Here is a 24,486-nt window from a genome sequence, read left to right as displayed (position 1 = left end):
TCGTTGCGCTCGATGACGCGGTAGTTGCCCTTGGCCAGGTCGCCGGTGACGGTGAGCGTGTATTTGTCGGCGTCGGTGGTGCGGTCGATGCCGAAGCTGTTGGCGAGGCCGGTCAGCACACTCACGTCCTGGCCGTTGACGAGACCGTCGGCAGTGAAGCCCGGATTGCTCGGGGCGTCGCCGTAGGTGGAGCGCCCGCTGGTGGCGGTGACGGTGATGTCCTTGGCATCGACGACCCAACTGCCCACGTTGCGCTCGATGACGCGGTAGTTGCCCTTGGCCAGGTCGCCGGTGACGGTGAGCGTGTATTTGTCGGCGTCGGTGGTGCGGTCGATGCCGAAGCTGTTGGCGAGGCCGGTCAGCACACTCACGTCCTGGCCGTTGACGAGACCGTCGGCGGTGAAGCCCGGGTTGCTCGGGGCGTCGCCGTAGGTGGAGCGCCCGCTGGTGGCGGTGACGGTGATCGGTGCCTTGTCGACCGTCAGCGTGCCGTTGACGTAGGCGATGTCGTAGTTGGTGGCACCGTGGCCGCTAGCAGTGATCGTGTACCTGCCGGCGTTGACCGCATCCTGGGCGCTGCCGCCGTAGGTCAGCGTGCCGGTGAGATCGGTCGATGTCTCGTTGTTGACGAAGCCGTCGTACGTGACGCCGTAGCTGCCGGTGTAGGTCAACCCATCGTAGGTCTTGCCCTTGTCGAGGGCGGTGATGGTGAGCGGTGCCTTGCCGATCGTCAGGTGACCGTCGACGAAGGTGATGTCGTAGCCCTGCTGCGACGAATACTGGCCCCCCGGTGTGATGGCGTAGCTGGCGTCATCAGCATTGGCATTGATCGCGCCTTGGGCGTTGCCGGTGTAGCGCAGCGCACCGGCCAGCGAGGCGTTCGGGTCGCTTTGCGTGACGCCGTTGTCGCCCGACCAGGCGAGGCCGTCGTACGTCTTGTCGGCGTCGTTCGCGGTGACTGTGATGGGCTTGAGGAAGCTGCGCAGCAGCGGCATGGTGTCGCCGTCGTAGATGCGCCAGATGCGGTCGGTGCCGCCCTGGCTGTCGATGCTCCAGTCGGCATAGGTGCCCAGGTCCCTCAGTTGCTCGCTGGTCTTGCCGATCACGCCTGCGCTGTTCCCGCCGCCTACGCCAGCGGTTCGTCCGGTGGTGCCGATATCCCAGTAGCTGTTGTTGATGATGGAGTTGGTGTCGTTCAGTCCGACCAAGCCGCCGGCAAAAACGCCACTACTCGTTACAGCGCCTGTGGCATAGGCGTCGCTGATGCGGGCCGTGTGGCCGCCGTTGCCAAGGCTCCATCCGACCAGGCCGCCGACCTTGTCGTTGCCCTTTACGGTGCCCGTGGCATAGGCGTTGCTGATGTTGATCGCGCCGAAGCTGGCTTCGTTCGTTCCGACCAGTCCTCCTACCTCGTTACCCCGGCCCGCCACCTTTCCGGTCATCCAGACGTTGTCGAGATAGACTGCGCCGCTGTTGGCATAGTTGTGTCCAACCAGTCCGCCGACCTGTGAGCCTCCTGAGACGCTGACGCGGTCCAGCCCGACGTTACGGATCGTGGCATTCTGTGCCCGGCCAAATAGCCCCACATAGTCCTGGCTGGGCCGGTTGACGGTCAGCCCGCTGATCACGTGGCCCTGGCCATCGAAGGTGCCCTTGAAGGGGGCGGCCGCGCCGCCGCCGATGGGCGAGAATCCAGCCATAGTCCACATGCCACCCGAGACCTCCGCCGTGCCATCGTTGAGGCCGGTTGCACCGGCGTCGATGTTGCGCGCCAGGGTGTAGTTGGCCCCAAGGTCCATGGCCATCAACTGCAACTGATGGGCATTGGTGGCGGTGGTGCTGTATTCCGAGGCCAGGAAGGGCCGGGTCTGGCCGTCGATCATGTACCAGCTGGCTCCGGCGTTCTTGCTTGTGGCAACGGCGTCCTCGCCCAGGTTGTTGGTGTAGGCGCTGACCTTGAAGGCGTAGTTGGCGGCGCCGGACTGGGCGGGGTCACTGGTGACCCAATGGAGGTTCCAGCTCCCGCCGGCCCCGACGCCATCATTTTGCTTGGTGGAAAAGCGGTCCCAGTAGCTGTTGGTGATGGAGCCGGAGCTTTGTCCAACCAGGCCGCCGGCGTTGCCATTAGCCGTCACCGCGCCTGTGGCATAGGCCTTGCTGATACTGGCCGCGCTACTAGCATTGTGTCCGACCAGGCCGCCGACGTTGTACTTACCCTTCACGGCGCCTGTGGCGTAAACGTTGTTGATGCTGGCCGTGCCGCGACCGACAGAGTTTTCTCCAACCAGGCCGCCGACAAGGCTGTCACCACCCTCTACGGCGCCTGTGGCATAGGCGTTGCTAATGCGGGCCGTGCCGCCAGTGAAACCGTAGTTCCTTCCGACCAGGCCGCCGACGTAGTTGCCCTGGCCCGTCACGTTTGCGCTCGACCAAACATGGTCGAGAGAGGCCGTGCCGTCGCGGGCAAGGTTGTATCCGACCAGCCCACCGACGTATGCGTTTCCTGAGACGCTGCCCCTATCCAGCCCGACGTGGCGAATCGTGGCATTTGTCGCGAAACCAAACAGCCCCACATGGTTCTGGCCGGGCCGGTTAATGGTCAGTCCGGCGATAGCATGGCCAAGGCCGTCAAAGGTCCCCCTGAACGGGGTGTTCTCGGCATAGCCGATCGGAGAAAATCCTGCACCGCCGTACCACTCCCGGGTGGCACTGGCATCGATATCGCTGCCCAGCACGTAACGACCGCTCATATTGCCGTTGATGCCCTGCAGGTCGTTACGCGAAGTGCTGCCTTGCTCCCCCAGGCGGGTGAGGATGGTGTAGTTGAGCGTGGCGCCATCGCTGCCCAGCGTGGTGCTGAAGCGGCCGGTCGAGGCCAGGTTGACCGGCGCACGGACCTGGTAGGTGGCGGTATTGTTTGCGGCTAGCGCGCCTTGGCCATACTTCAACGCCAGCCCTGCCGTGTTCGAGCCGTTCAGGGCGGCGTTGATCTGGATATCGCGCTCGGCGGTGAGGGTGAGCGTGTTGGCACTCCAGCTCACCGTGTCGTTGACGAAGATGTCGCCCTTGCCGGACGTGCTCCCCCTGACGCTCTGAATCTGGAAGTCGGTGTTCTGCAGCGCCGTGCTGACCGCCGCGCCTGTCATGTCGCCGCCGGCCGCGGCGATGGTGAAGTCGTTGGGATCGATCAGCCAGGTGCCGGTCGTGCCGTTGCCAGCGCGGGTGGTCACCGTGGCGCTGTCGGCGACTTTCACGCGCGCGGCGCTGGTTTCGATAAAGCCGCCGTTGCCGCCGTGCGGCGCGCTGGCGTCCAGCGTGCCGGCCACCTTGGTGGTGCCGCGGTCCGGGTCGGCCAGCAGCAGGATGCGCCCTTCGCGCGTCGCCACGGTCTGCGCTTGCACGGTGCCGGTGTGACTGACCACCGACGAGGCCAGCGCGTCGGCGCCCTGGGCGGTGAGGATCACCTGGCCGCCCTCGGCCTGGATCAGGCCACCGTTATGGACCTGGGTGGCGAGATCGGCGGGATCCACGGCGATCTGGAGGTGGCCGTTGGCGCCGGCCGACAGGGTGATCTGCCGGCCGGCAGCCAGAGCCACGTTGCCCAGCGGGGCATGAAGGGTGCCGGTGTTGGTGACGCGCGCCCCGAGCAGGGCCACGCGGCCGCCTTGGGCCGCCGTGATGCGGCCCTGGTTGCTGACCTCGCCGGTGGCGCCGTCGAGGGTGAAGCGGTCGCGGCCGGCGAGGAAGTCGTTATCGGCGATGCGCAGGGTGGACGCTACCAGGCTGCCCACGTTGACTTGCGCGGTAGCACCAAACAGCACGCCGGCCGGGTTGACCAGGTAGACCTGACCGTTGGCGCTCAGGGTGCCGAGGATCTGGCTGGCCGGGCCACCGGTGACACGGTTCAGGGTGGCCGCTGTGGTGGAGGGCTGGACGAAACGGACGCCGGCGTTTTGGCCGACGTCGAACGACTGCCAGTTGACGATGGCCCGGTCGCTGCTCTGGGTGACGGTCAGCGCGTTGCCCGAGCCGGCAATGTTTGCCGCGCCCGCAGCGACGCTGCTACCTTGGGGCAGGGCACCCGCGTCAAGCGCGAGCGCCAGCGGGCTGACGAGCAGGCCGGCCAGCGCCAGCGCCACGTTCAAGACCCGCCAAAGGGGCCGCCTGTCACTCGGGACGACGGCGCCGCCGTGGCGAGTCCGGGCGCGGGCCGCCCCGCCCGCGCTGTGGCCGCGGGCCGTTTCCGGCGCCGGCACGAAGGCCTGCTGGGCGCAATTCCAAACCAGCCGATAGGCGCGGTTGATGCTGGCATGCTTCCACATGGTCGGATTCCTTTTCTCGGTAGGTCCGTTCAGAACGCCAGGCTGGCGCTGATCCACAGGCGCGCGCCGCGCCGGCTGCCGTCCTGGTTGCGGCCGGGGTTGGCGCTGGCCGGGTTGTGGCCCAGCGGCACGGCGAACACCGCATCCAGCGCGAAGCCGCGCGGGAGGCTCCAGCGCAGGCCGAGGCCGGTGGCATACAGGGCGTAGGTGTTGCGGTTCGTGCCTTGCATGTCCCAGCCCGGCCAGCGCGCGCGGTGCTGGCGCACCACGCCGGCGTCGGCGAACAGGTAGGCGTCCAGGCCTGGCAGCGCCGGGGCCAGCAAGGCATGCAGTTCCACCTGCGCCAGCGCGCCGCTGTCGCCGTAGCCTTCGCTGGCCGGATAGCCGCGTACCCCGTAGGGGCCGCCGAGGCCGAACTGCTGCGAGGAATCGAGGTTGTCGGCCGACCATTGCCCGGCCGCGCGCACGCGCAGGTAGCTGGCGGCGCCCAGCACCTGGTCGCGGCGCAGATCGGCGTTGAGGCGGGTGAAGCCGCCGGCGACGCGCGGGCCGGCGGCATCCTGCCGGCGGTCGTCGGCCAGGCGCAGGGCGGCGTTGCCCTGGGTCAGTTCGGCGCGCCAGGCGGTCTGGCCGCCGCGGCCGAAGGCGTCGCGGCTGTCGCCGTACAGGGACAGGCCCAGGGTGTTGAGGCGCCGTTCGCGCAGGGTGAAGCCCAGGCTGTCGTCGCGGTTGCGGCGCTGGCCGAGGTTCAGCGCGAGCCACAGGTTGCGCTCGGCGCCGCGCAGCAGCGGGTAGGCCAGCCCGGCGGTGGCGGTGCGGGCCTGGCCACTGGCATCGAGGGCTTCGAATTCCTTGCCCAGGCGGTAATGCAGCTGGCTGTAGCCGAGCGACAGGCGCAGGCCGTCATGGCCCAGCGGCACGCCGTAGCCCAGGGTCTGGTAGTCGAGGTGGCCGGCGGCGGCGGCGCTCAGGCTGAGCTGGTCGCCATAGCCGCTCGGGTTGTTCAGCGCGACCATGCCGTAGCCCTGCAAGGCGCCGGTGGTGCGGCTGCCGAGGTTGCCCAGGCCGAGTTGTCCGGAGACCCACGGGCCGTCGCGCACGCTCAGCGCCAGGTCGGTGCTGCCCGGCGCGGCGCCGGCCTGCAGTACGCCGTCGGCGGCGATGCCGGGCAGGTCGTTGGCGAGCAGCAGGCCACGTTCGAGATCGGCCTGCGAATAGGGCTGCCCCGCGTCCAGGCGGCGGCCGACGATGCGCGCCACGAAGTCCTGGCGGGCGCGGGTCTGGCCCGGCGCCATGAGCAGGCTGCCGAAGCGGCCTTCGACGACCTGGATGCGCAGGGTGCCGCCGGTCACGTCCTGCTGCGGCAGCAGCACCCGCACGAACCAGCCGCGCGTGCGGTAGTAGCCGACCAGGGCCTGGGCGGCGGCGTGCAGTTCGCCGAGGGTCTGCGGCCGGCCAAGGCTGGCGTCGAGCTGGCGGGCCAGTTCCTCGGCCGGAATCAGCGTGGCGCCCTCGATGACGACGCGCCGGATGACCACGCTGGGCCCGCTGCGGTCTTCCGGGGCAGCGGGCGCCGCGGGCGTCGGCGCGGTGGCGGCGGGCGGGGTCAGGGTCTGTTCCAGCTGGCGCTGGAGATGGCCGGCGTCGGTCGGCACCTGGGCGTGCGCCAGGCCGGTGAGGGCGAGGAGGGCGAGGGGAGCGCCCATCAGGGAACAGCCAGCCCGGCAAAGGGGCAAAGAGAAAGGTAGGCGTCGATTCACGGTGGCTTCCTGAGGGTGCGTGAACGCATGCGCCGGCTGGGCAGTCCTGCCGGCAGGGTTGCGTTTCAAACTGGGGCTCAAGCCCGCACTCTAAGAAGCGCTGCCGAATGGCGCATACCCTGTTTCGGGTATTTGTCCCGGCGAGGTTGGCGTTCGCGCACCGTCACGATCGGCGCATTTGCCATGCGAATTGCGTTTGCTTGCCGACGTTTGCGTTGTCTCGTTCTTGCCCGGCGCGCCGGTCATCCGCGCGCGATGCCTGGGGCGGGCTGCTGGCGTCCGGATCTCAATGGCGGCGTCGCCGCAAACACAAGGACACCACCACCCGCGTCACAAATGCGCCCAATGAGTCATCAGAAAATTCTCTCGAATTAATCCGATTTTTCTCTATGCAATTGCAGATGTGTCCGCAAACCGGCGCGCATTTTCTGATCGACACTCGCCCTCGAAATCCGTCCTGCGGCCGAATGGCCGGCGCGGTGGCGGGCTTCCTCACCGTTCGAGGCGAACGGCCAACCGATACAGCGAGCACTGCCATGTCCAAGAAACTTCTCTCGTTTTTTTTCGTGCTGGCCGGCGTGGCGGCGGCCGCGTCTTCCGCCCGGGCCCAGACCAATGACGGCACCATCTACATCACCGGCCAGGTAACGGCATCCACCTGCACCATCACCGGCACCAACAACGAGGATGTCTACGTCTACCTGGACAATGTGCCGGCATCCGCGTTCTCCGGCATCAATACTTTCGCCGGTGCCAAGCCGTTCACTATCAGGCTGACCGGCTGCTCGCCGAGCACCGGCAACGTGCACACGCGCTTCATGCCGGGCGCCAACACCAACGTCGTGACCAATCGCCTGAACAATGCCGCCACCGGCGGCAGCAACGCCGACATCCAGATCGTCAACGGCGACGACACCGCGATCCTCGTCGGCAAGCCGGACGGTGCGCAGAACTCGAAGCCGGTCGCGCTGACCGGCGGCGCGGCGGACCTCACCTACAAGGCGCGCTATTACGCGGCGTCCTTCCCGGTCACCAACGGCACGGTGGAAACCTCGGTGCCGTACATGATCGTCTACCCGTAACCCGCACACCTGCATAACGCGGCAACGGCCGCCGCCCTGGCCGAAGGGCGCGCGGGCGGCGCCGGGATGGAAACGCATATGCCAGTCAAGCACAGAGCCCGGCCGGGCGCGGCGCTGGCCGCGCTGATGGCCTGCGCCGCGCTCGGTCCGGGCAGCGCCGCGGCCTCCATCGTCATCAACGCCACGCGTGTGGTGTATCCCGAGCGCGAGAGCGAAGTCACGGTCAAGCTCGACAACAACGGCCGCTCCCCGGCCCTGGTGCAGGCCTGGATCGACGGCGGCGACCTGACCGCCACGCCGGACGAATCCACCGCGCCGTTCACGCTGACGCCGCCCCTGTTTCGCCTGGACCCCGGCAAGGGGCAGAGCCTGCGCCTGTTCCATACCCGCGAGGCGCAGCCGCAGGACAGGGAGTCGCTGTTCTGGCTCAACGTACTGGAAGTGCCGCCCAAGGCCGCCGGCAACGACCGCCGCAATGCCCTGCGCCTGGCGTTCCGCACGCGCATCAAGCTGTTCTTCCGTCCGGCCGCGCTCGCCGGCGCGGCGCGCGATGCGCCGGGCAGCGTGACCTGGCGGTTCGCGCGCGGCGGCACCGGTTACGTCCTGCGGGCCAGCAACCCGAGCGCTTACCACGTGACCTTCAGCCGGATCGTGGCCAGGGCCGGCGGCGAGACCTGGAGCAACGACGAGGGCGGCATGGTCGATCCGGGCGCCAGCGCCGATTTTCCGCTGGGCCTGCTGGCGGCGCCGCCAGCCGGGCCGTTTTCGGTGGAGTACCGCTATCTCGACGATTTCGGCGGCAGCCAGGACGGCGCCTACCAGGCGCCGCCGCGCTGAGCGCCGGCATGCCCCGCGCCCGCCGCAGACGTTCGCCACGCGGTACCGCAACGATGCGCGGGCGCCATGCGCTCGCCCTGGCGATGCTCGGTGGCTGGAAGGCGGCCGCGCTGGCCGAGGCCGTCGCCCCGGACGCGCCCGCGATCGCCGCCGTGCACTTCGACAACGATTTCCTGATGAACCGCAAGGGCGAGCGCATCGACGTTTCGCGCTTCGCGCGCGGCAGCCCGGTGCCGCCCGGCGACTACCGGCTCGACCTGTACCTCAACGGCAACTGGCTGGGCAACACCAGCGTGCGCTTCGCCGCCGCGCCGGCCGACCACAGCGCGGCGCCGTGTTTCGCGCCGTCGCTGATCGAGCGCCTGGGCCTGGACGCCGCGGCTCTCGACGCGGCCGGGCGCGACGAACTGGCACGCATGCGCGGCGGCGAGTGCGGCAATTTCGCGCGCATCGCCGCGGCCGCTTCCTATGCCTTCGACCTGGGCAAGCTGCGCCTGGACCTGAGCCTGCCGCAGGCCGTGCTGCTGCGCAATCCGCGCGGCTACGTGAGTCCCGAGTTCTGGGATGCGGGCATCCCCTCGGCCACGCTGGGATACAACTTCAGCGCCTTCCGGATGTCCGGCAGCGGCGGCGCCTCCACCTCCACCTCGTCGTACCTGGGGCTCAATGGCGGCCTCAACGCCGGCGGCTGGCATCTGCGCCACCACGGCAGTGCGAGCCTGCAATCGCGCGGGCGCGGTACCTATCAGAGCGTCGCCACCTACCTGCAGCGCGACCTGCCCGCGCTGCGCAGCCAGCTGACCCTGGGCGACGTCTTCACCGACGGCGCGATGTTCGACAGCCTCGGCATCCGCGGCGCCACGCTGGCCAGCGACGAGCGCATGCTGCCCGAGTCCGTGCGCGGCTACGCGCCGCTGATCCGCGGCGTGGCCAACAGCAACGCGCACGTCAAGGTCACGCAGAACGGCAATACCCTCTATGAAATCAACGTGGCGCCGGGCGAGTTCCGCATCGACGACCTCAACCCCACCGGCTACGGCGGCGACCTGCTGGTGACGATCACCGAGGCGGACGGCAGCCAGCGCAGCTTCGGCGTGCCTTATGCCGCGGTGGCGCAATCGCTGCGCCCGGGCACGAGCCGCTTCAACGTCAGCGCGGGCAGGCTGCGCGAGCGGCTGGTCGGCCGCCGCGCCACCATCGTCCAGGCCACGGCGCAGCATGGCTTCACCAACCTGTTCACCGGCTACGCCGGCGTCCTGGCTGCCAACGGCTATATGGCGGGGTTGCTGGGCGCGGCCTTCAACACGCTGGCCGGCGCGGTGGCGCTGGACGTCACCCAGGCCCGCGCCAGCATCGCCCGCGCCGGCCGGGCCAGCGGGCAAAGCGTGCGCCTGAGCTACAGCCAGCTTCTGGAGCAGACCGGCACCGGCATCACCGTGGCCGCCTACCGCTATTCCTCGAGCGGCTACCGGAGCGTGCGCGATGCCCTGGGCGCGCGCGAAGGCCGCGGCGGGCGCGGCGGCGGCCAGGACCCGGCGCTCGCCTACCGCCAGCGCAACCAGCTGCAGCTGACCCTCAATCAGAACCTGGGCGTGCGCTGGGGCAACCTCTACGCGGTGGGTTCCACCACCGACTACTGGCGCCAGCGCGGGACCATGACCCAGTTCCAGATCGGCTACAACGGCCATTTCCGCGTGGGCGGACTGGATCTGAGCGTCAATCTCTCGCTGTCGCGCCAGCGCGATGGTTTCTCCGGCAGGCTGGAAAACCAGGTGTTCTCCAGCGTCTCGCTGCCGCTCGGACGCGGCCGGCCGGCGCCGCTGCTGACGGGCAGCTACGGCCACAGCAACAACGGCGGCGGCTCGCAGCAGGTCAGCCTGGGCGGCGGCCTCGGCGAAGACAGCGCACTGAACTACAACGTTAGCGCGGGGCGCGCCGCCGGCAACGGCAACGGCGGCGCCAGCATGCAGTACCGCGGCGCCGTCGCCACGCTCTCGGCCGGCGTCGCCGGCGGCCGCGGCTACACCCAGCAGTCGCTGGGCATCTCGGGTGCCGTGGTGGCCTACGCCGGCGGCGTGACCCTGAGCAACGCGCTGGGCGAGACCGTGGCGGTGGTCGAGGCCAGGGGCGCCGAAGGCGCGCGCGTCAACGGCATCTCGGGGCTGCGCATCGACGCGCGCGGCTACGCGGTGGTGCCCTATCTGACGCCCTATGCCGTGAACACCGTCAGCATCGACCCCAAGGGCACGCCGCTGGACATCGAACTGCGGACCACCAGCGAACGGGTGGCGCCGCGCGCCAACGCGGTGGTGAAGGTGCGCTTCGCCACCGTCAGTGGCCGCGCCGTGCTGATCCGCGCGCGCCTGCCCGACGGCACCGCGCTGCCGTTCGGCGCCGACGTGCTCGACGAGCAGGGCAACAGGGTCGGCATCGCCGGCCACGGCGGCCGCCTGTTCGCGCGAGGCCTGCCGGAGGCCGGCCGGCTGAGCGCCACCTGGGGCGCGCGCCCGGGCGAGCGCTGCACGTTCGCGTACCGCCTGCCCGCCGCGGGCGGGAATGCCCATGCGAGCCTCGCGGCGGTGTGCGACAGCGGCGATGTGCCGCTCGCGCTGGCGCCGGCCAGCGATTCCCGAACCCTGTTCCCCATCCCCGACGAATCCGGCGCGCCGGCAGGAGCGAATTTCCCATGAACCCGATGCAATACTGCCGCCGTTGCCTGGCCGTCCTGGTTCTCTGGCTCGGCCTGCACGCCGCGGCCCACGCCGAGCTTGTCTTGTGCTCGATGACGCCGCCGCTGAACACGAGTTGCTCGCCAGGCTGCCAGGACATCGCCATCTGGCCGCTGTTCCTGCTGCCGCCCAAGGCGCAGGCACCCAACGGCACGGTTCTCGCCTCGAAGACTGTCCATTACCAGTACAACTGCCCGAAGGCATCCACGCCCCGCACCTACACCCCGCAATATGCGCCGGTCTGGGTGAACAGCACGGCCGTGCCTGGCGTCAGGGTCCGCAACCAGGCCGCCACGCTGGGCGTGCGTATATACGTCAACGGCCAGCTGATTTCCAACATCCCCTTTAACAACACCAAGACATGGTACGACAGGTCATGGACGGCACCCTGCGTGCCGCCTTGCTCGGGGTCGGTGGCAATCACCTATGAACTGGTGAAGGTCAGCGACGTCCTCTATGACAACCCGCAGCCCGGGGGCAACGTGATCTATTGCGGCCCCGCGTCGAGTGTCTGCAGCTTCAACTTCAGCAACTTCGACCAGTTCCGCTTCAACGACAGCGCAAACCCGCTTGGCGACTTCGCCGGGCCAAGCCCGCTCGCCTGGGTCAGCAGATGGTCGGGCACCTCACAGGGCAGGCTGATGGCCCGGACCTGCACGGTGAATGCGACTCCGGTCAACGTCCCCATGCCGCCGGTCAATGCCGGCGTCCTGAGCGCGGCCGGCACCAGCGGCACCGGCGACACCCCGTTCAGCATCGGCCTGACCTGTGCCGCCGGCGCCAGGGTCTACGTGACCCTGACCGACCTCACCGATCCGGCCAACCGGAGCGACCTGCTGAACCTGACCACCGCGTCCGCGGCCCGCGGCGTGCGGCTGCGCATCCTGCGCGCGGGCAATGTGCCGGTCAACTACGGCGCGCCGTCGATCGCGCCCGGCAATCCCGGCCAGTGGCTGGTGGGATCGTCGGCCGGCCTGGCCAGCATTCCGCTGACCGTGCGCTACGTCGCCACCGGCGCCGTGCAGGCGGGCGACGTCGTCGGCATTGCCGCGTTCACGCTGAGCTATCAGTGAGGGTGGGGCGCAAACGGCGCGCCGCCAGTCCACCAGCCCCGCATCTAGCGTCCCGGTTGTCTGCGCCGGTTGTCCGCGCGGCTCCCCACGGGCCGGCGCCGCCCGCGCTGGCAAGCATCTTGCATAACTCCCGCGTAATTCCGAATCCATAAGTGGATTTCTATTTGGATCCAAATTGAAATCCGAATTGATGTCCAAAACATGTGCGTGAACGAGATGACGATGAACCGGGATGGTGCGCAGAGGCTGGAAATCGTGCAGGACCAGGCGTCGGCGACCCGAGGCAAGAACTCGATGGTCAACGATGCCTACGAACGGATCAAGGAGGACATCTTCGAACTCCGCATGCCGCCGGGGCAACGCTATTCGGAGCAGGAGTTCGCCAATGCGCTGGGCATCTCGCGCACGCCGCTGCGTCTTGCTCTCCATCTGCTCGCGCACGAAGGGTATCTGCAGCGCCTCGACGGCCATTCGAGCTGGCAGGTCAAGCCGTTCGACCTGGCGCACTACGACGATCTCTATGACTTTCGCACCAGCATCGAGGTGATTGCCGTGCGCCGCCTGTGCGCGATGGACTCGCCGCCCGACCTGTCGGCGTTGTGCAGGTTCTGGATGGTGCCGGAGGCGGAAAGGAACCTCGACGGCAAGCGGGTCGCGCAGGAGGACGAGCGATTCCACCAGGCGCTGGTCGAGCTGGCCGGCAACCGGGAGATGGCGCGCACGTCCGCGCGGCTGACCGAGCGCATCCGCATCATCCGGCGCCTCGACTTCACCGACGCGGCGCGGATCTCGGCGGCGTTCGACGAGCACAGGGCGATATTGCGCTGCCTGATGACCAGGAAGGCCGATCGCGCGGAGATGCTGGTCAAGGCCCACATCGGCGCGTCGCGCATCGCGATCCGCCACATCACGCTGCATCGGCTCGCGCTTGCCGCGGTGCAGCCGGACGCGCGCTGAGCAGCCGGCGCGCCGGCGCGCGACTGCGCGCCGCAACGCGGTGCCGCGCCGCAATGGCCCCGGGCAGGCACATCAAACCACCCCCACGTAGACAGGAGAATGCAAGTGAACAGAGTGAGCGTATTGGCGAAGGAACTGCAAGGATGCCAGGACACCGTCCTGCTGAACGACTGGCATGTGACGGGCGTGTCGGAGGACGTCGTGCCGGGCAAGCTGGTGCCGGTGACGCTGCTCGAGCGCGACCTGGTGATGTGGCGGCAGGCGGACGGCAGCCTGCATGTCTGGGAGGACCTTTGCGTGCATCGCGGCGCGCGGCTGTCCAAGGGCTTCATCTGCGAGGACCGCGTCGTGTGCCCGTACCACGGCTGGAACTACGACGGCACCTCGCAATGCGTGCTGATGCCGGCGGCGCCCACCGAGACCCCGATGAAGAAGGCGCGCGCCATCGCGCACCAGGTCGTGGAGCGCTACGGCTTCATCTGGGTGTGCCTCGGCACGCCGTCGAACGACATCCCGGCGTTCCCCGAATGGGACGATCCGTCGTACACCAAGGTGCTGTGCGGGCCGTACCATTTCCGCTCGGGATACCGGGCGATCGAGAACTTCATCGACACCACGCATTTCCCGTTCGTGCACGCGGGCGTGAACGGCCTCATCGACAACCCCGACGTGATCGCGCCCTATGAGGTCGACGAAACCGAGGACGGCCTGTCGACCAACGAAGTCCGCGTGACGCAGCCCTATGGCGATCCGCGCAACGTGCCGGTGATCGCCTACTACGCCTATCGCTGCCTGCGCCCGCTCGTGGCCTATTTCCGCAAGCGCGTGGAGATTTCCGATCCGGCGCGCGCGGCGGAGGGCAACCCGAACGACCGCTTCTGCACGTTCCTGACCGCGCAGCAGATCGACGAGACCCACAGCATCGTGCGCATCTGCTGCGCGATGAATTTCTCGCCGGCGCCGACCCCGGAGGAAGTGCGCAAGCGGCAGGACCTGGTCTACGCGCAGGACAGCGAGATCGTCGATACACAGCGCCCGGAACGCATTCCGGTGGACCTGCGCTACGAACTGCATCATCGCAGCGACCTGCTTGGGCAGAAGTACCGCAGCTGGCTGCGCAACATGGGCGTCACCTATGGCACCTTCTGCTGAAGTGGGCTACGCCACTCGCCTGGCCAGCATCCGCTACGCCGGGCCGGACGTCTCGCTGTTCGAGTTCGCGGCGCTGGATGCGGCGCCGCTGCCCGAGCCGGAGCCGGGCGCGCACATCGACGTGCGCATCGGCCCCGGCCTGGTGCGGCAGTACTCGCTGGTCACGCCGCTGTCGACGCGCTCGTCCTACGTCGTGGCGGTTCGCCGCGAGGCGGACGGACGCGGCGGCTCGCGGCGCCTGCACGACGAATGCCGGGTGGGCGCGACCTTCACGATCGGCGGGCCGCGCAACCATTTCGCGCTGGACGAGCGCGCGGGCCGCACGCTGCTGATCGCGGGCGGCATCGGCATCACGCCGGTCTATTCGATGTTCGCGCGCCTGCGGGCGCTCGGCCGCGCGGTCGAACTGCACTACTGGTGCCGCTCGGCCGGGCACGTGCTGTTCCGCGCGGAACTGGAGGGGCGGCCCGGCGTGACGCTGCATTACTCCGGCGGGCCGGATCGCGCCGGCGGTTCGCTCGCGGCGGTCCTGGACGGCGTGTCCGACGACACCGAGGTCTATTGCTGCGGGCCGGCGCGCATGCTGGACGACTTCGCGCGCCTCACCGCGCAGCGGCCGCCGGAGCGCAACCACGTGGAGCGCTTTGGCGCCGCCGCCCCATCTTCCTCCGCGGAAGCCGGCGCGGCGGCCGGCGCCGGCACCTTCGTCGTCACGCTGCGGCGCTCGGGCGTCGACGTGCAGGTGCGCGAGGGCGAATCGATCCTCGGGGCGCTGATGCGCGAGCACATCGACGTGTCCTATTCGTGCGAGGAGGGCGTCTGCGGCGCGTGCGAAACGCGCGTGCTCGGCGGCCAGCCGCTGCATCGGGACGCGGTGCGCGCGGCGGCGGAACACGAGCGCCGCGGCACCATGATGATCTGCTGCTCGGGCAGCCGGTCGCCGCGCCTGGAGCTGGATCTCTAGCCTTCCAGTCCGGCTTCTCCGGTCCGGCCGGCCACGTCATGCGGGGCAGGGCGCGCCTATGTCGGCAGGCGCATCCTGCCCCGCATTGTCGCGCGCGGCTGCCGTTTGTTTCTGCAAAGGACTGGGAAGCAGAAATAGGGTAATCCATCGGGTAAAGGGGGTAGTTTTGGTATTGAATCCCCATTTTGGGCTGTGGCTCACCTGCTCACCCCCTGTCCCCGAGGTCGGCATCCCTCTCCGCGAGGCCCGCCGCAGCCCGCACTACAGTCGTGGAAACAGGGTAGTCGAATGATCTTAATGAGGTATTTTTTGAGAAAATACCCTGTTTAAGGGATATGATTGCCCCATTTAGACCGCCTGGGCCGACATTTCCATGCACTCGCTTACCCCCGAGTACCTCACCGCGCTTCGCTTCGATGGCACCCAGGCGGCCACGTTGCGCTCACTGGGCGAGTACCGGGGCAAGCAGCAGCTATACGCCGCGCAATCACCTGAAGTCCTCAAGGGCCTGCGCCAGATCGCGGTGGTCGAGTCCACCGAGTCTTCCAACCGGCTGGAAGGTGTTGTCGTCGCGCCCTCACGGCTGAAGTCCCTGGTTATCCGCAACGCAACCCCGAAGAGTCGCTCCGAACAAGAAATCGCCGGCTACCGCGACGCCCTGGCCCTAATCCATGAGTCCGCCGTGCATATGCCTTTCAACGAAGGCGTGGTGCTGCAGCTGCATACCCTGCTGTACCGCTATATGCCGCAGGCGGGCGGACGCTGGAAAGCGACCAACAACGACATCATCGAACGCCATCCGGACGGCACCTCGCGTCTGCGCTTCCAGCCGGTCGCTGCGCACCTGACGCCGATGGCCATGGCCGATCTGAGTCGACACTACGCTACCGCGCTGGATCAGCACCTGGCCGACCCACTGGTGCTGGTGCCGCTGGCGATGCTCGACTTCTTGTGCATCCACCCCTTCCCGGACGGCAACGGCCGCATGTCCCGCTTGCTGACCTTGCTGCTGCTCTACCACTTCGACTATGCCGTGGGCCGCTACATCAGCCTGGAACGCATCTTCGAGGACACAAAGGAAGGCTATTACGAGACGCTGGAAGCCAGTTCGCAGGGTTGGCACCAGGGGCAGCACGACGCCAAACCGTGGCTTGACTACTTCTGGGGTGCCTTGCTGCGGGCCTACCGCGAGTTCGAGGAGCGTGTCGGCACCATCGAGCGGGGGCGTGGCAGCAAGGGCGACCGGGTGCGGGCGGAAGTGCTGGGGCGCAGCCTGCTGTTTTCGATTTCCGAGATTGAGGAAGCATGCCCGGGCGTGAGCCGGGACATGGTGCGACTGGTGCTGCGGGCGATGAAAGCAGAGGGGTTGATCGAATCAACGGGCAAGGGGCGTAGTGCGAAATGGAGGCGTATCGCTGCTGACGGTCCTGGTAGCACGATCGACGCCTGAAGTGACGGTCTGCTTCATGGCGGCAGCGGCCGAAACCACACGCTTTCTTCACCCCCACCCTTGCCATGCAACTTTGTTGCATTTATGATTGCCGTGCAACTCGGTTGCAAACCGTGGCCGCGGATTGTGAGTGCCAGTCGTGAGTACCAATCGTGACTGCACGCCGGCGGCCACCGCGAGGCGGCCGCGCTTTCGCGCAAGCGACGGTTCTGCCGAACCCGCTTGCGCGAGAGCGCCGGCGCCTTCCGGGGCATCGCCTGGGCATCGGATCCCACGGGCCGCGGAAACGCATCTGGGTACCGCGATTGCGGGGTGAAAGCGGCTGCCCTGGCGCTCTCGGCTTTCTCTTCTTGGTGGACGCAATGAATCTGGGACGGACAGGCGCGGCGCTCGCCGCTTTGCTGATGATGGCCGGCGCGGGTGCGCACGAGGCGCATGTGCACGGCACGGCGAAGCTGGACGTGGTGCAGGACGGGGCCGTGCTCACGGTGCATCTGGCGTCGCCCTTGATGAACCTGTTCGGCTTCGAGCACGCTCCGCATGGCGCGGCCGAGCAGGCTGCCGCGCAGCAAGGCATGGCGCGGCTGCGCGATGGCGAGAAGTTGTTCGTCGCCTCGCCCGCCGCGGGCTGCCGGCTGGAATCGGTGCGGTTCGACTTCGGCCCGCTGAACCGCGCTTTCATGCCCGCCGGCGACGGCGCCGCGGTGGCTGCGGCTGCTCCGCAGGCGGCGGCCCGGGACGAGCATGCCGACCTCGACGCCGACTATGTGTTTCGCTGCAAGGCGGCGTCCGCGCTGCGCCAGATCGACGTGAAACTGTTCGACGCGTTTCCGGCGCTGCAGCGCGCCGCGGTGCAGCTGGTCACGCCGGCGAAGCAGGCCGGGGCCACGCTGACGCGCGCCGGCTACCGGCTGGCATGGTGAGCGCCGCGGTGAGCACCGCATGGTGAGCGAACCGGTCGTCGACCTGACGGATGTGGTCTTCGCCTGGCCGGGCCAGCAGGCGGCGTGCCTGACCCTGGACCGCTTCCGCGTGGCGGCCGGCGAGCATGTCTTCGTCTCGGGGGCCAGCGGCAGCGGCAAGAGCACGCTGCTGGGCCTGCTGGCCGGGGTCCTGGTGCCGGGGCAGGGCCAGCTCCTGCTCAAAGGCACGGCATTGCGGGACCTGAGCGGCGCGCAGCGCGACCGCTTCCGCGCCGACCACATCGGCATCATCTTCCAGCAGTTGAACCTGCTGCCTTATCTGTCCGTGCTGGACAACGTGCTGCTGGCCTGCAAGTTCTCCGCGCTGCGCCGGCGGCGCTCGGCGCAGCAGGGCGCGAGCCCCGCGGCGGCGGCGGGCATGCTGCTGGCGCGGCTGGACCTGCCGGAGCCGCTGTGGCGGCGGCCGGCGGCGCGGCTCTCGGTCGGGCAGCAGCAGCGCGTCGCGGCGGCCCGGGCGTTGCTGGGGCGCCCGGAGCTGGTGCTGGCCGACGAGCCGACCTCGGCGCTGGACGCGGGCCGCCAGGCCGCGTTCATGGACCTGCTGCAGCGCGAGTGCCGCGCGGTCGGCGCCAGCCTGGTCTTCGTCAGCCATGACGAACGGCTGGCGGCGCGCTTCGGCAGCCGCTTCGCCATGCCGGCGGCCGGCGCCGCGGAGGCCGCCTGATGCCGCTGCTCGGGCTGGCCGCGCGCAGCGCCTGGAACCGCCGCTACAACCTGCTGCTGATGGTGCTGGCGATTGCCTTGTCGACCGCGCTGCTGCTCGGCGTCGAGCGCATCCGCCATCAGGTCCGGGCCGGATTCTCGCAGTCGGTCTCGGGAACGGACCTTGTGGTCGGCGCGCGCTCGAGCCCGACGCAGTTGATCCTCTACACCGTGTTCCGCCTCGGCGGCGCGACCAACAACATGGGCTGGGACAGCGCCCTGCGCATCGCGCGGCATCCGCTGGTGGCCTGGACCATCCCGATCTCGCTGGGCGATTCCCATCGCGGCTTTCCGGTGCTGGCGACTTCGCAGGACTACTTCCGCCATTTCCGCTACGGCGACCGGCGCCCGCTGGTGCTCGCGCAGGGGCAGCCGTTCCAGGGCCTGTTCGACGCCGTGCTGGGCGCGGAGGTGGCGCGCCGGCTCAATTACCGGCTCGGCGACCGCATCGTCCTGAGCCACGGCGACGCCACCGGGCCGATGGCGGGGCAGCTCCAGCACGCGGACAAGCCGTTCGTCGTCACCGGGATTCTGGCGCCCACCGGAACGCCGGTGGACCGGACCGTGCACATCGGCCTGGAGGCGATGGAAGCGATACACCTCGACTGGCAGGCGGGCACCCCGATCCCCGGCCTGTCGATCCCGCCCGGGCTGGTGCGCAAGTTCGACCTCACGCCCAAGAGCATCACCGGCGTGCTGGTCGGCCTGAAGCTGCGCTCGCGCGTGTTCGCATTGCAGCGCGAGATCGCCGACGACCCGCATGAGCCGCTGATGGCCGTGCTGCCGGGCGTGGCGCTCGACGACCTGTGGGACATCGTCAGCATCGGCGAGAAGGGCCTGCTGCTGATGTCGGCGCTGGTGGTCGCGGTCGGCCTGGCCGGGCTGGTCTCCTCGATCCTCGCCGCGCTGGGCGAGCGGCGGCGGGAACTGGCCATCCTGCGCGCGGTGGGCGCGCGCCCGCTGGACCTGCTGATGCTGCTGGCGGCCGAGGGGCTGGTGCTGATGCTGGCCGGCACGCTGGCGGGCTACCTGCTGCTGACCGTGCTGTCGGTGGCGGTCGCGCCGTGGCTGGAGGCGAGCCTCGGCCTGGCCTTGCCCGTCGCCTGGCCGCAGGCGAGCGAGCTGCCGCTGCTGGCCGCGATCGTCGCCACCGGGGCCGCCGCGTCGCTGCTGCCGGGGTGGCGCGCCTACCGGCTGAGCCTGGCCGACGGCCTGACGCCCAATACCTGAGGTGCATCCCATGCCGACCAGACGAACGATGTTGCGCGCCGCGGTGGCCGGCGCCGGCGCGGCGCTGTTGCCGCAGGCGCGCGCCGAGGGCGGCGACGAGTTTCCGACCCTGCCGTGGTCGGCGCTGCTGCCCCGGGGCTGGGACCCGAAGGCGCCCTTCAAGGGCCTCAAGCTCGATGAGCTGGAGGACGGCGACCCGCGCGCGCAGGAGGCGCTGTTCAAGGCGCGCGACTACTGGAAAAGCGCGCCGGTCGAGCCGTCCCTCCAGGGCGCCCGCGCGCGCCTGCGCGGCTACGTCGTGCCGATGTCGGGCGACGCCGGCATCGTGCGCGAATTCCTGCTGGTGCCGTATTTCGGCGCCTGCATCCATGTGCCGCCGCCGCCGGCCAACCAGGTCGTCCACGTGCTGATGGAAAAGCCGCTGAGGAACCGGCTGAGGACGATGAGCTCGGTCTGGGTCAGCGGCACCCTCCGGATCGAACGCTTTTCCTCGGTGATGGGCGACGCCGGCTACGCGATGCGCGGCAGCCTCGTCGAGCCCTACGTGGAGAGGCCGGGCGGCAGGTAGGCGCGCAGATGCGACGAACGGCACAGCCCGCACCCATGTCAGAACGAACGCGCGCCGCCGTCGCGGCCACGGTCGCGATCGCGATTGTGCTCGCCGCGCTCACCATCGCGGGGGTGCGCGCGTTCCGCCCGCTGGCGCAAGGCGAGCCGGCCGGCAATCCCGCATCCGCCGCCCGCGCGGAGTACGCGGTGGGGCAGCCGCTGCCGCACGCGCCCGCCGCCGCCCGGCCGCCGGACCCCGCCTTCCGGGAGATCGACTGGCAGGCCCTGCTGCCCAGGGGCTGGGACCCGATGGCGCCGTTCAAGGGACTCAAGCTCGACCAGATGGAGGACGGCGACCCGCGCGCGCAGGTCGCGCTGTACAAGGCGCGGCAATACTGGAAGAACGCGCCGGTCGAGCGCGGCCTGGACGGCGCGCCGGTGCGGCTGCCCGGGTTCGTGGTCTCGCTCGACGCGGAAGGCGAGGCCATGCGCGAATTCCTGCTGGTGCCGTATTTCGGCGCCTGCATCCACGTGCCGCCGCCGCCCGCCAACCAGGTCATCCACGTGCGTACCGACCAGCCGCTGCCGGGGCTGCGCACGATGGACACGGTCTGGATCAGCGGCGTCATGCGCGTGGAGCGCGCGGAAACCATGATGGGATATGCCGGCTACGCCATGCAGGCCGCGCGCGTCGAGCCCTATCTCGCGCCCCCCGTGGCGTCCCCCGGGCAGCCGGCGGGGAAATAGGGCGAATCCGTCGCCGCCGCCGGTGCCGGCGGGGTCCGGGCAGGCCGCCGCCATACCATGCCCTGCCGGCATGGGTCAAGTCGACCCTGCAACACCGCCGAATCCGCCGCCGCTAAAATACGCTCCTTGTTCCGAGGATTTTCGACCTTGCGGCCGCTCAGGCGGCAAGGTCCCGCCTGGAGTCCTTCGCGCGGCCTCGACACACCCTGAAGCCCGGGCCGGATGCGGCGACACGCATCGGCCCCGGCCCCGGTAGTGCCCGCTCACGATGCTAAAGATTCCCTTGCCAACCTCGCCGCTGGAACGCCGCTTTGCCCTGATCGCCGCAACCCTGGCCGTGGTCCTGCTGGCACTGTCGGCCTGGCTGTTCTCGTACCAGTGGGCCGCCTACGCGAATGCCGATCGCGCGCTCGCCGACCTGCGCGTCTTCCACTCGATCCTGCTCGCGATGGAGAAGGTCTCGGTGGAGCGCGGCCCCAGCAACGCCGCCTTGGGCGATGCGTCGCCGCCGCCACCGGCGCGCGAGCGCGCGCTGCGGGAGGCGCGCGCGGAAAGCGACCGGCGCATCGCCGACCTGCTGAGCCAGCTTGAGGCGCCGGCGTGCCGCGATTGCCTCGACGAACGCGACGCGGTGCTGCGGGCACGCGCGGATCTGGTTCGGGCGCGGGCCTTCATCGACGGCCTGCTGGACCAGCCGCGCGGCGCCCGCACGGGCGAAGCGCTGCATCGCGCGGTGGCCGGCATGATCCAGGTGGTCCCGCACTTCACGGCCATCGCCGACGTCAGCGCCGCCAAGGTCGACCGGGGCGCGCCCGGCGCGCTCAGCCGCCTGCTGGCGGCCCGGCTGGCGGCCTTGCTGCGGGAACAGGCCGGGCTGCTCGGCTCGCAGCTCACGCCGGCGCTGGGCACCGGCCGGCCGCTGACCGACGCCGAGCAGTTCGCCATCGAGCGCACGCTGGGCACCATCGCGCAACTGCGGGCGCTGCTCCAGCCGCGCGTGCTGAACGATCAGGCGCTGCCGCGCGGCGCGTTTCAGCTGGTGGAGATGCAGTATTTCCGCGTGGGCCTGGATTATTTCTCCCGCGTGCGCGCGCTGGCGAGCCTGCCCGGCGACGCGGGCGTCTCGACTGCCGAGTTCGCCCGGCATTACGTGCCCCTGATGGGCTCCATCACCAATTTCCGGGACGAGGTCCTCGAACTGGTCCAGCAGCAGGTGGGCGCGCGGCGCGACGTCCGGCTGGCGTGGCTGGGCGGCATCGTCGCCATTCTCTCGGTGGTGGTCGCCTGCCTGTTCCTCGGCGTCTGGCTGTTTCGCCGGCAGGTGGTCCAGCCTTTCGCCGAGGCCGCCAGCGCCATCCGCGCCATCGCGGCCGGCGACCTCGCCGCGCCGCTGTCGCCCAGGCCATACCGCGGGGAGATCGGCGAGCTGTTCGATGCCGTGCAGGTCCTGCAGGGCAACAGCATCGAGCGGGCCCGGCTGGAGAACGAGCGCCGCCACCTGATCGCCAAGCTCTCGAAGATGGCGGAGACCGACGCGCTCACCGGCCTGCTCAACCGCGGCGCCTTCGACCGCAGGCTGAAGGATGCCTGCTCGGGGGCGGGGCGGCGCGCCGACGGGCGGCTGCTGTCGCTGACCATATTCGACATCGACCACTTCAAGCGCATCAACGACCGCTACGGCCACGCCTCCGGCGACCGCGCGCTGCGCCGCGTCGCCACGCTGAGCCGGGAGGTCTGGCGCGAGGAGGACATCGTGGCGCGCATCGGCGGCGAGGAGTTCGCGGTGCTGGCCTGCGTGCCGGCGGGCAGCGATGCCGTGGACATGGCGCAGCGCCTGCGCGAGCGCCTGTCGGCCACGATGCTCGTGGCCGACAGCGGCGAGCGGTTCAGCCTGCGGGCCAGCTTCGGCACGGCCTTCGCCGTGCCCGGCAAGACCCGCGACGCGGACGGGCTGATGCGGCGCGCCGACCTGCTGCTGTATCAGGCCAAGCAGGGCGGGCGCGACCGGATCGTCGCCGAAACCGCGTCGCAGGAGCCGGCCGTCGGCTGACGGGCCGCGTCGCCGGATGCGCCATGAGGCCATCCACGCGGCGTTGCGGCCAAGACATTAGCGACATTGCCGTTCGGGGCGGGCCGCGCGTGCCCGCATGGAGACAGTCGCGGCGAACCCGCAGGCTTTCTTGACTGGCATCAAGGCCCGCCGATGGCCGCCGGCGCCTAATCGATACGCTTTTCTGGCGCATGTCGATAAGAGGCGCCATCGGGCGGGTCCCGGCGACGCGACCGCTTCGTTTCATCCCGATGGTGCCTCCTGTTCAAAAACAAGAAACGGAGTCCTCCATGAAACGGCTTTTCCAGAATTCGTTCGTCCGGGGTATGTCAGGTCTGGTTTTCGTGCTGCTGTCGGGCGCCGCGCACTCGGCGGCGCAGGAGCCCGTGCAGCCCATTTCCGCCGCCAAGGTCACGGAGCCGGCCAAGGTCCGGCTCGGCGAGAAGCTCTGGTTCGATCCGCGGCTGTCGCGCTCGGGCTTCATCTCCTGCAACTCGTGCCACAACCTGAGCATGGGCGGCTCGGACAACCTCAAGACCTCGATCGGCGACAAGTGGCAGAAGGGCCCGATCAATTCGCCCACGGTGCTCAATTCGAGCCTGAACCTCGCCCAGTTCTGGGACGGCCGCGCCAAGGACCTGCAGGCCCAGGCCGGCGGCCCGATCGCCAATCCCGGCGAGATGGCGTTCTCGCACGAGCTGGCCGTGGACATGCTCAATTCCATCCCGCAATACGTGACGGAATTCCGCCAGGTCTTCGGCAACGACAAGCTCACCATCGAAGAGGTGACGGCGGCGATCGCGGCGTTCGAGGGCACGCTGGTCACGCCCAACGCGCGCTTCGACAAGTGGCTCAAGGGGAACAAGACCGCCATCGACGCGCAGGAGCTGCGCGGCTACCAGCTGTTCAAGAGCGCGGGCTGCATCGCCTGCCACAACGGCCCCAATCTCGGCGGCAACTCGTTCCAGAAGATGGGGCTGGTGGAGCCGTACAAGACCTCGAACCCGGCCGAAGGCCGCTACGCCGTCACCGGGCGCGATGCCGACCGCTTCAACTTCAAGGTGCCCACGCTGCGCAACGTCGCGCTGACCTATCCGTACTTTCACGACGGCGCCGCCGACACGCTGGGCGAGGCGGTCGACACGATGGGGCGCCTGCAGCTCGGGCGGAAATTCACGGCCCAGGAGAACGCCGACATCGTGGCCTTCCTCAAGACGCTGACCGGCGACCAGCCGCGCCTCACATTGCCGATCCTGCCGCCGTCGAGCGACGCCACCAAGCGGCCGCAGCCGTTCGAGTAAGGTTCGAGAGTCAGAACGTCGCCGGCGAATTCACCCACAGCACCTTGGCCACGTCGGTGCCGATGTTGCGGTACCCGTGCGGCACGCTGCTCGGAAAGGTGAAGGCGTCGCCGGCGGCGATGGTGTAGGTGACGTCGCCGAGCATCAGCTCCAGCACGCCTTCGAGCACGTAGCCGACTTCCTCGCCCACGTGCTCGATCTGCCCGTCGCTGGATTCGCCCGGCGACACGATATGGATGTTCGCCTGCAGCAGCCCGCCGCGCTTGGGCAGCACCAGCCGCTCGAGCGCGATCCCGCCGGCCTTGATGACCGAGCGCTCGCCGCGCCGCAGGATCGGGTTTTCGCCGGGCGCCTCGTCGCTGGTGAGCGCCGCGATGTTGGTGTCGAGCGCCACCGCCAGCCGGTGCAGCATGGCGAACGACGGCGTGGCGTGGCCGCGCTCGAGCTTGGAGATCAGGCTTTCGGAGCAGCCGGCCTTGTGCGACAGCTGCAGCAGCGTGTAGCCGGCCACCAGGCGGGCGTGGCGCAGCTGCAGGCCGAGCGTGGCGGCGGGCGAGGGCGCGGCGGGTGGCGCGGGCGGCAACCCCGCGCCGGCGGC

At 69.4% G+C, this 24,486-nt stretch carries 18 protein-coding genes; 15 read left to right on the top strand and 3 right to left on the bottom strand.

Annotation, left to right across the window (positions count from 1 at the left end; translation table 11 throughout):
- Together AC3WXD_RS11070 and AC3WXD_RS11065 are read right to left on the bottom strand one after the other, a co-directional pair.
- Nucleotides 1-4,322, bottom strand: a 4,322-nt coding sequence (locus AC3WXD_RS11070) for a two-partner secretion domain-containing protein (RefSeq protein ID WP_492323707.1), incomplete at its 3' end; no start/stop codon positions are given.
- A gap of 29 nt (nt 4,323-4,351) precedes the next feature.
- Complete coding sequence (locus tag AC3WXD_RS11065) at nt 4,352-6,028, bottom strand: ShlB/FhaC/HecB family hemolysin secretion/activation protein (protein ID WP_492323706.1); 1,677 nt, start codon at nt 6,026-6,028, stop codon at nt 4,352-4,354.
- A gap of 590 nt (nt 6,029-6,618) precedes the next feature.
- On the opposite strand from AC3WXD_RS11065, the gene AC3WXD_RS11060 reads away from it, so the two are divergent.
- From AC3WXD_RS11060 to AC3WXD_RS10990, 15 genes are all read left to right on the top strand, one after another.
- On the top strand, nt 6,619-7,164 hold the full coding sequence (locus tag AC3WXD_RS11060; protein WP_059413255.1) for a fimbrial protein: 546 nt from the start codon (nt 6,619-6,621) through the stop codon (nt 7,162-7,164).
- Between the two features lie 78 nt (nt 7,165-7,242).
- Nucleotides 7,243-8,001, top strand: a complete 759-nt coding sequence (locus AC3WXD_RS11055; protein WP_492323705.1) for a fimbrial biogenesis chaperone — start codon at nt 7,243-7,245, stop codon at nt 7,999-8,001.
- A 53-nt stretch (nt 8,002-8,054) separates the two neighbouring features.
- Entirely contained in the window at nt 8,055-10,691 is a 2,637-nt protein-coding gene (locus AC3WXD_RS11050; protein WP_492323704.1) for a fimbria/pilus outer membrane usher protein, read from the top strand.
- On the top strand, nt 10,688-11,803 hold the full coding sequence (locus tag AC3WXD_RS11045) for a fimbrial protein (protein WP_492323703.1): 1,116 nt from the start codon (nt 10,688-10,690) through the stop codon (nt 11,801-11,803). Before AC3WXD_RS11050 ends, AC3WXD_RS11045 begins: the two co-directional genes overlap by 4 nt.
- Before the next feature lie 222 nt (nt 11,804-12,025).
- Entirely contained in the window at nt 12,026-12,760 is a 735-nt protein-coding gene (locus AC3WXD_RS11040; RefSeq protein ID WP_063923053.1) for a GntR family transcriptional regulator, read from the top strand.
- A 105-nt stretch (nt 12,761-12,865) separates the two neighbouring features.
- Complete coding sequence (locus AC3WXD_RS11035; RefSeq protein WP_197090402.1) at nt 12,866-13,912, top strand: Rieske 2Fe-2S domain-containing protein; 1,047 nt, start codon at nt 12,866-12,868, stop codon at nt 13,910-13,912.
- Nucleotides 13,896-14,876 (top strand): PDR/VanB family oxidoreductase, encoded by a 981-nt coding sequence (locus tag AC3WXD_RS11030; RefSeq protein ID WP_492323702.1) that lies wholly within the window; start codon nt 13,896-13,898, stop codon nt 14,874-14,876. The genes AC3WXD_RS11035 and AC3WXD_RS11030 overlap by 17 nt, the downstream gene beginning before the upstream one ends.
- Before the next feature lie 373 nt (nt 14,877-15,249).
- Entirely contained in the window at nt 15,250-16,326 is a 1,077-nt protein-coding gene (locus AC3WXD_RS11025; protein WP_492323701.1) for a Fic family protein, read from the top strand.
- Nucleotides 16,327-16,688: 362 nt separating this feature from the next.
- Nucleotides 16,689-17,249, top strand: coding sequence for a DUF2796 domain-containing protein (locus AC3WXD_RS11020; protein WP_492323700.1), 561 nt, complete (start codon nt 16,689-16,691; stop codon nt 17,247-17,249).
- A 19-nt stretch (nt 17,250-17,268) separates the two neighbouring features.
- The gene (locus tag AC3WXD_RS11015; RefSeq protein WP_454731289.1) at nt 17,269-17,973 is read left to right on the top strand and encodes an ATP-binding cassette domain-containing protein; all 705 of its coding nucleotides are present in this window, start codon (nt 17,269-17,271) and stop codon (nt 17,971-17,973) included.
- Nucleotides 17,973-19,241, top strand: a complete 1,269-nt coding sequence (locus AC3WXD_RS11010; protein WP_059413249.1) for an ABC transporter permease — start codon at nt 17,973-17,975, stop codon at nt 19,239-19,241. The genes AC3WXD_RS11015 and AC3WXD_RS11010 overlap by 1 nt, the downstream gene beginning before the upstream one ends.
- A 10-nt stretch (nt 19,242-19,251) precedes the next feature.
- Nucleotides 19,252-19,809 (top strand): DUF3299 domain-containing protein, encoded by a 558-nt coding sequence (locus tag AC3WXD_RS11005; protein ID WP_454731291.1) that lies wholly within the window; start codon nt 19,252-19,254, stop codon nt 19,807-19,809.
- Between the two features lie 35 nt (nt 19,810-19,844).
- On the top strand, nt 19,845-20,537 hold the full coding sequence (locus AC3WXD_RS11000; RefSeq protein WP_492323699.1) for a DUF3299 domain-containing protein: 693 nt from the start codon (nt 19,845-19,847) through the stop codon (nt 20,535-20,537).
- A gap of 283 nt (nt 20,538-20,820) precedes the next feature.
- The gene (locus AC3WXD_RS10995; protein WP_059413246.1) at nt 20,821-22,587 is read left to right on the top strand and encodes a GGDEF domain-containing protein; all 1,767 of its coding nucleotides are present in this window, start codon (nt 20,821-20,823) and stop codon (nt 22,585-22,587) included.
- 326 nt (nt 22,588-22,913) lie between these two features.
- On the top strand, nt 22,914-23,888 hold the full coding sequence (locus AC3WXD_RS10990) for a cytochrome-c peroxidase (RefSeq protein ID WP_492323793.1): 975 nt from the start codon (nt 22,914-22,916) through the stop codon (nt 23,886-23,888).
- A gap of 10 nt (nt 23,889-23,898) precedes the next feature.
- On the opposite strand, the gene AC3WXD_RS10985 is transcribed toward AC3WXD_RS10990, so the two are convergent.
- Nucleotides 23,899-24,471 (bottom strand): helix-turn-helix domain-containing protein, encoded by a 573-nt coding sequence (locus AC3WXD_RS10985; RefSeq protein WP_454732456.1) that lies wholly within the window; start codon nt 24,469-24,471, stop codon nt 23,899-23,901.
- Nucleotides 24,472-24,486: the final 15 nt, after the last annotated feature.

Source organism: Cupriavidus sp. FW216-B1 (genome assembly GCF_058789195.1).
This window is presented reverse-complemented; position numbering and strand designations above follow the sequence as displayed.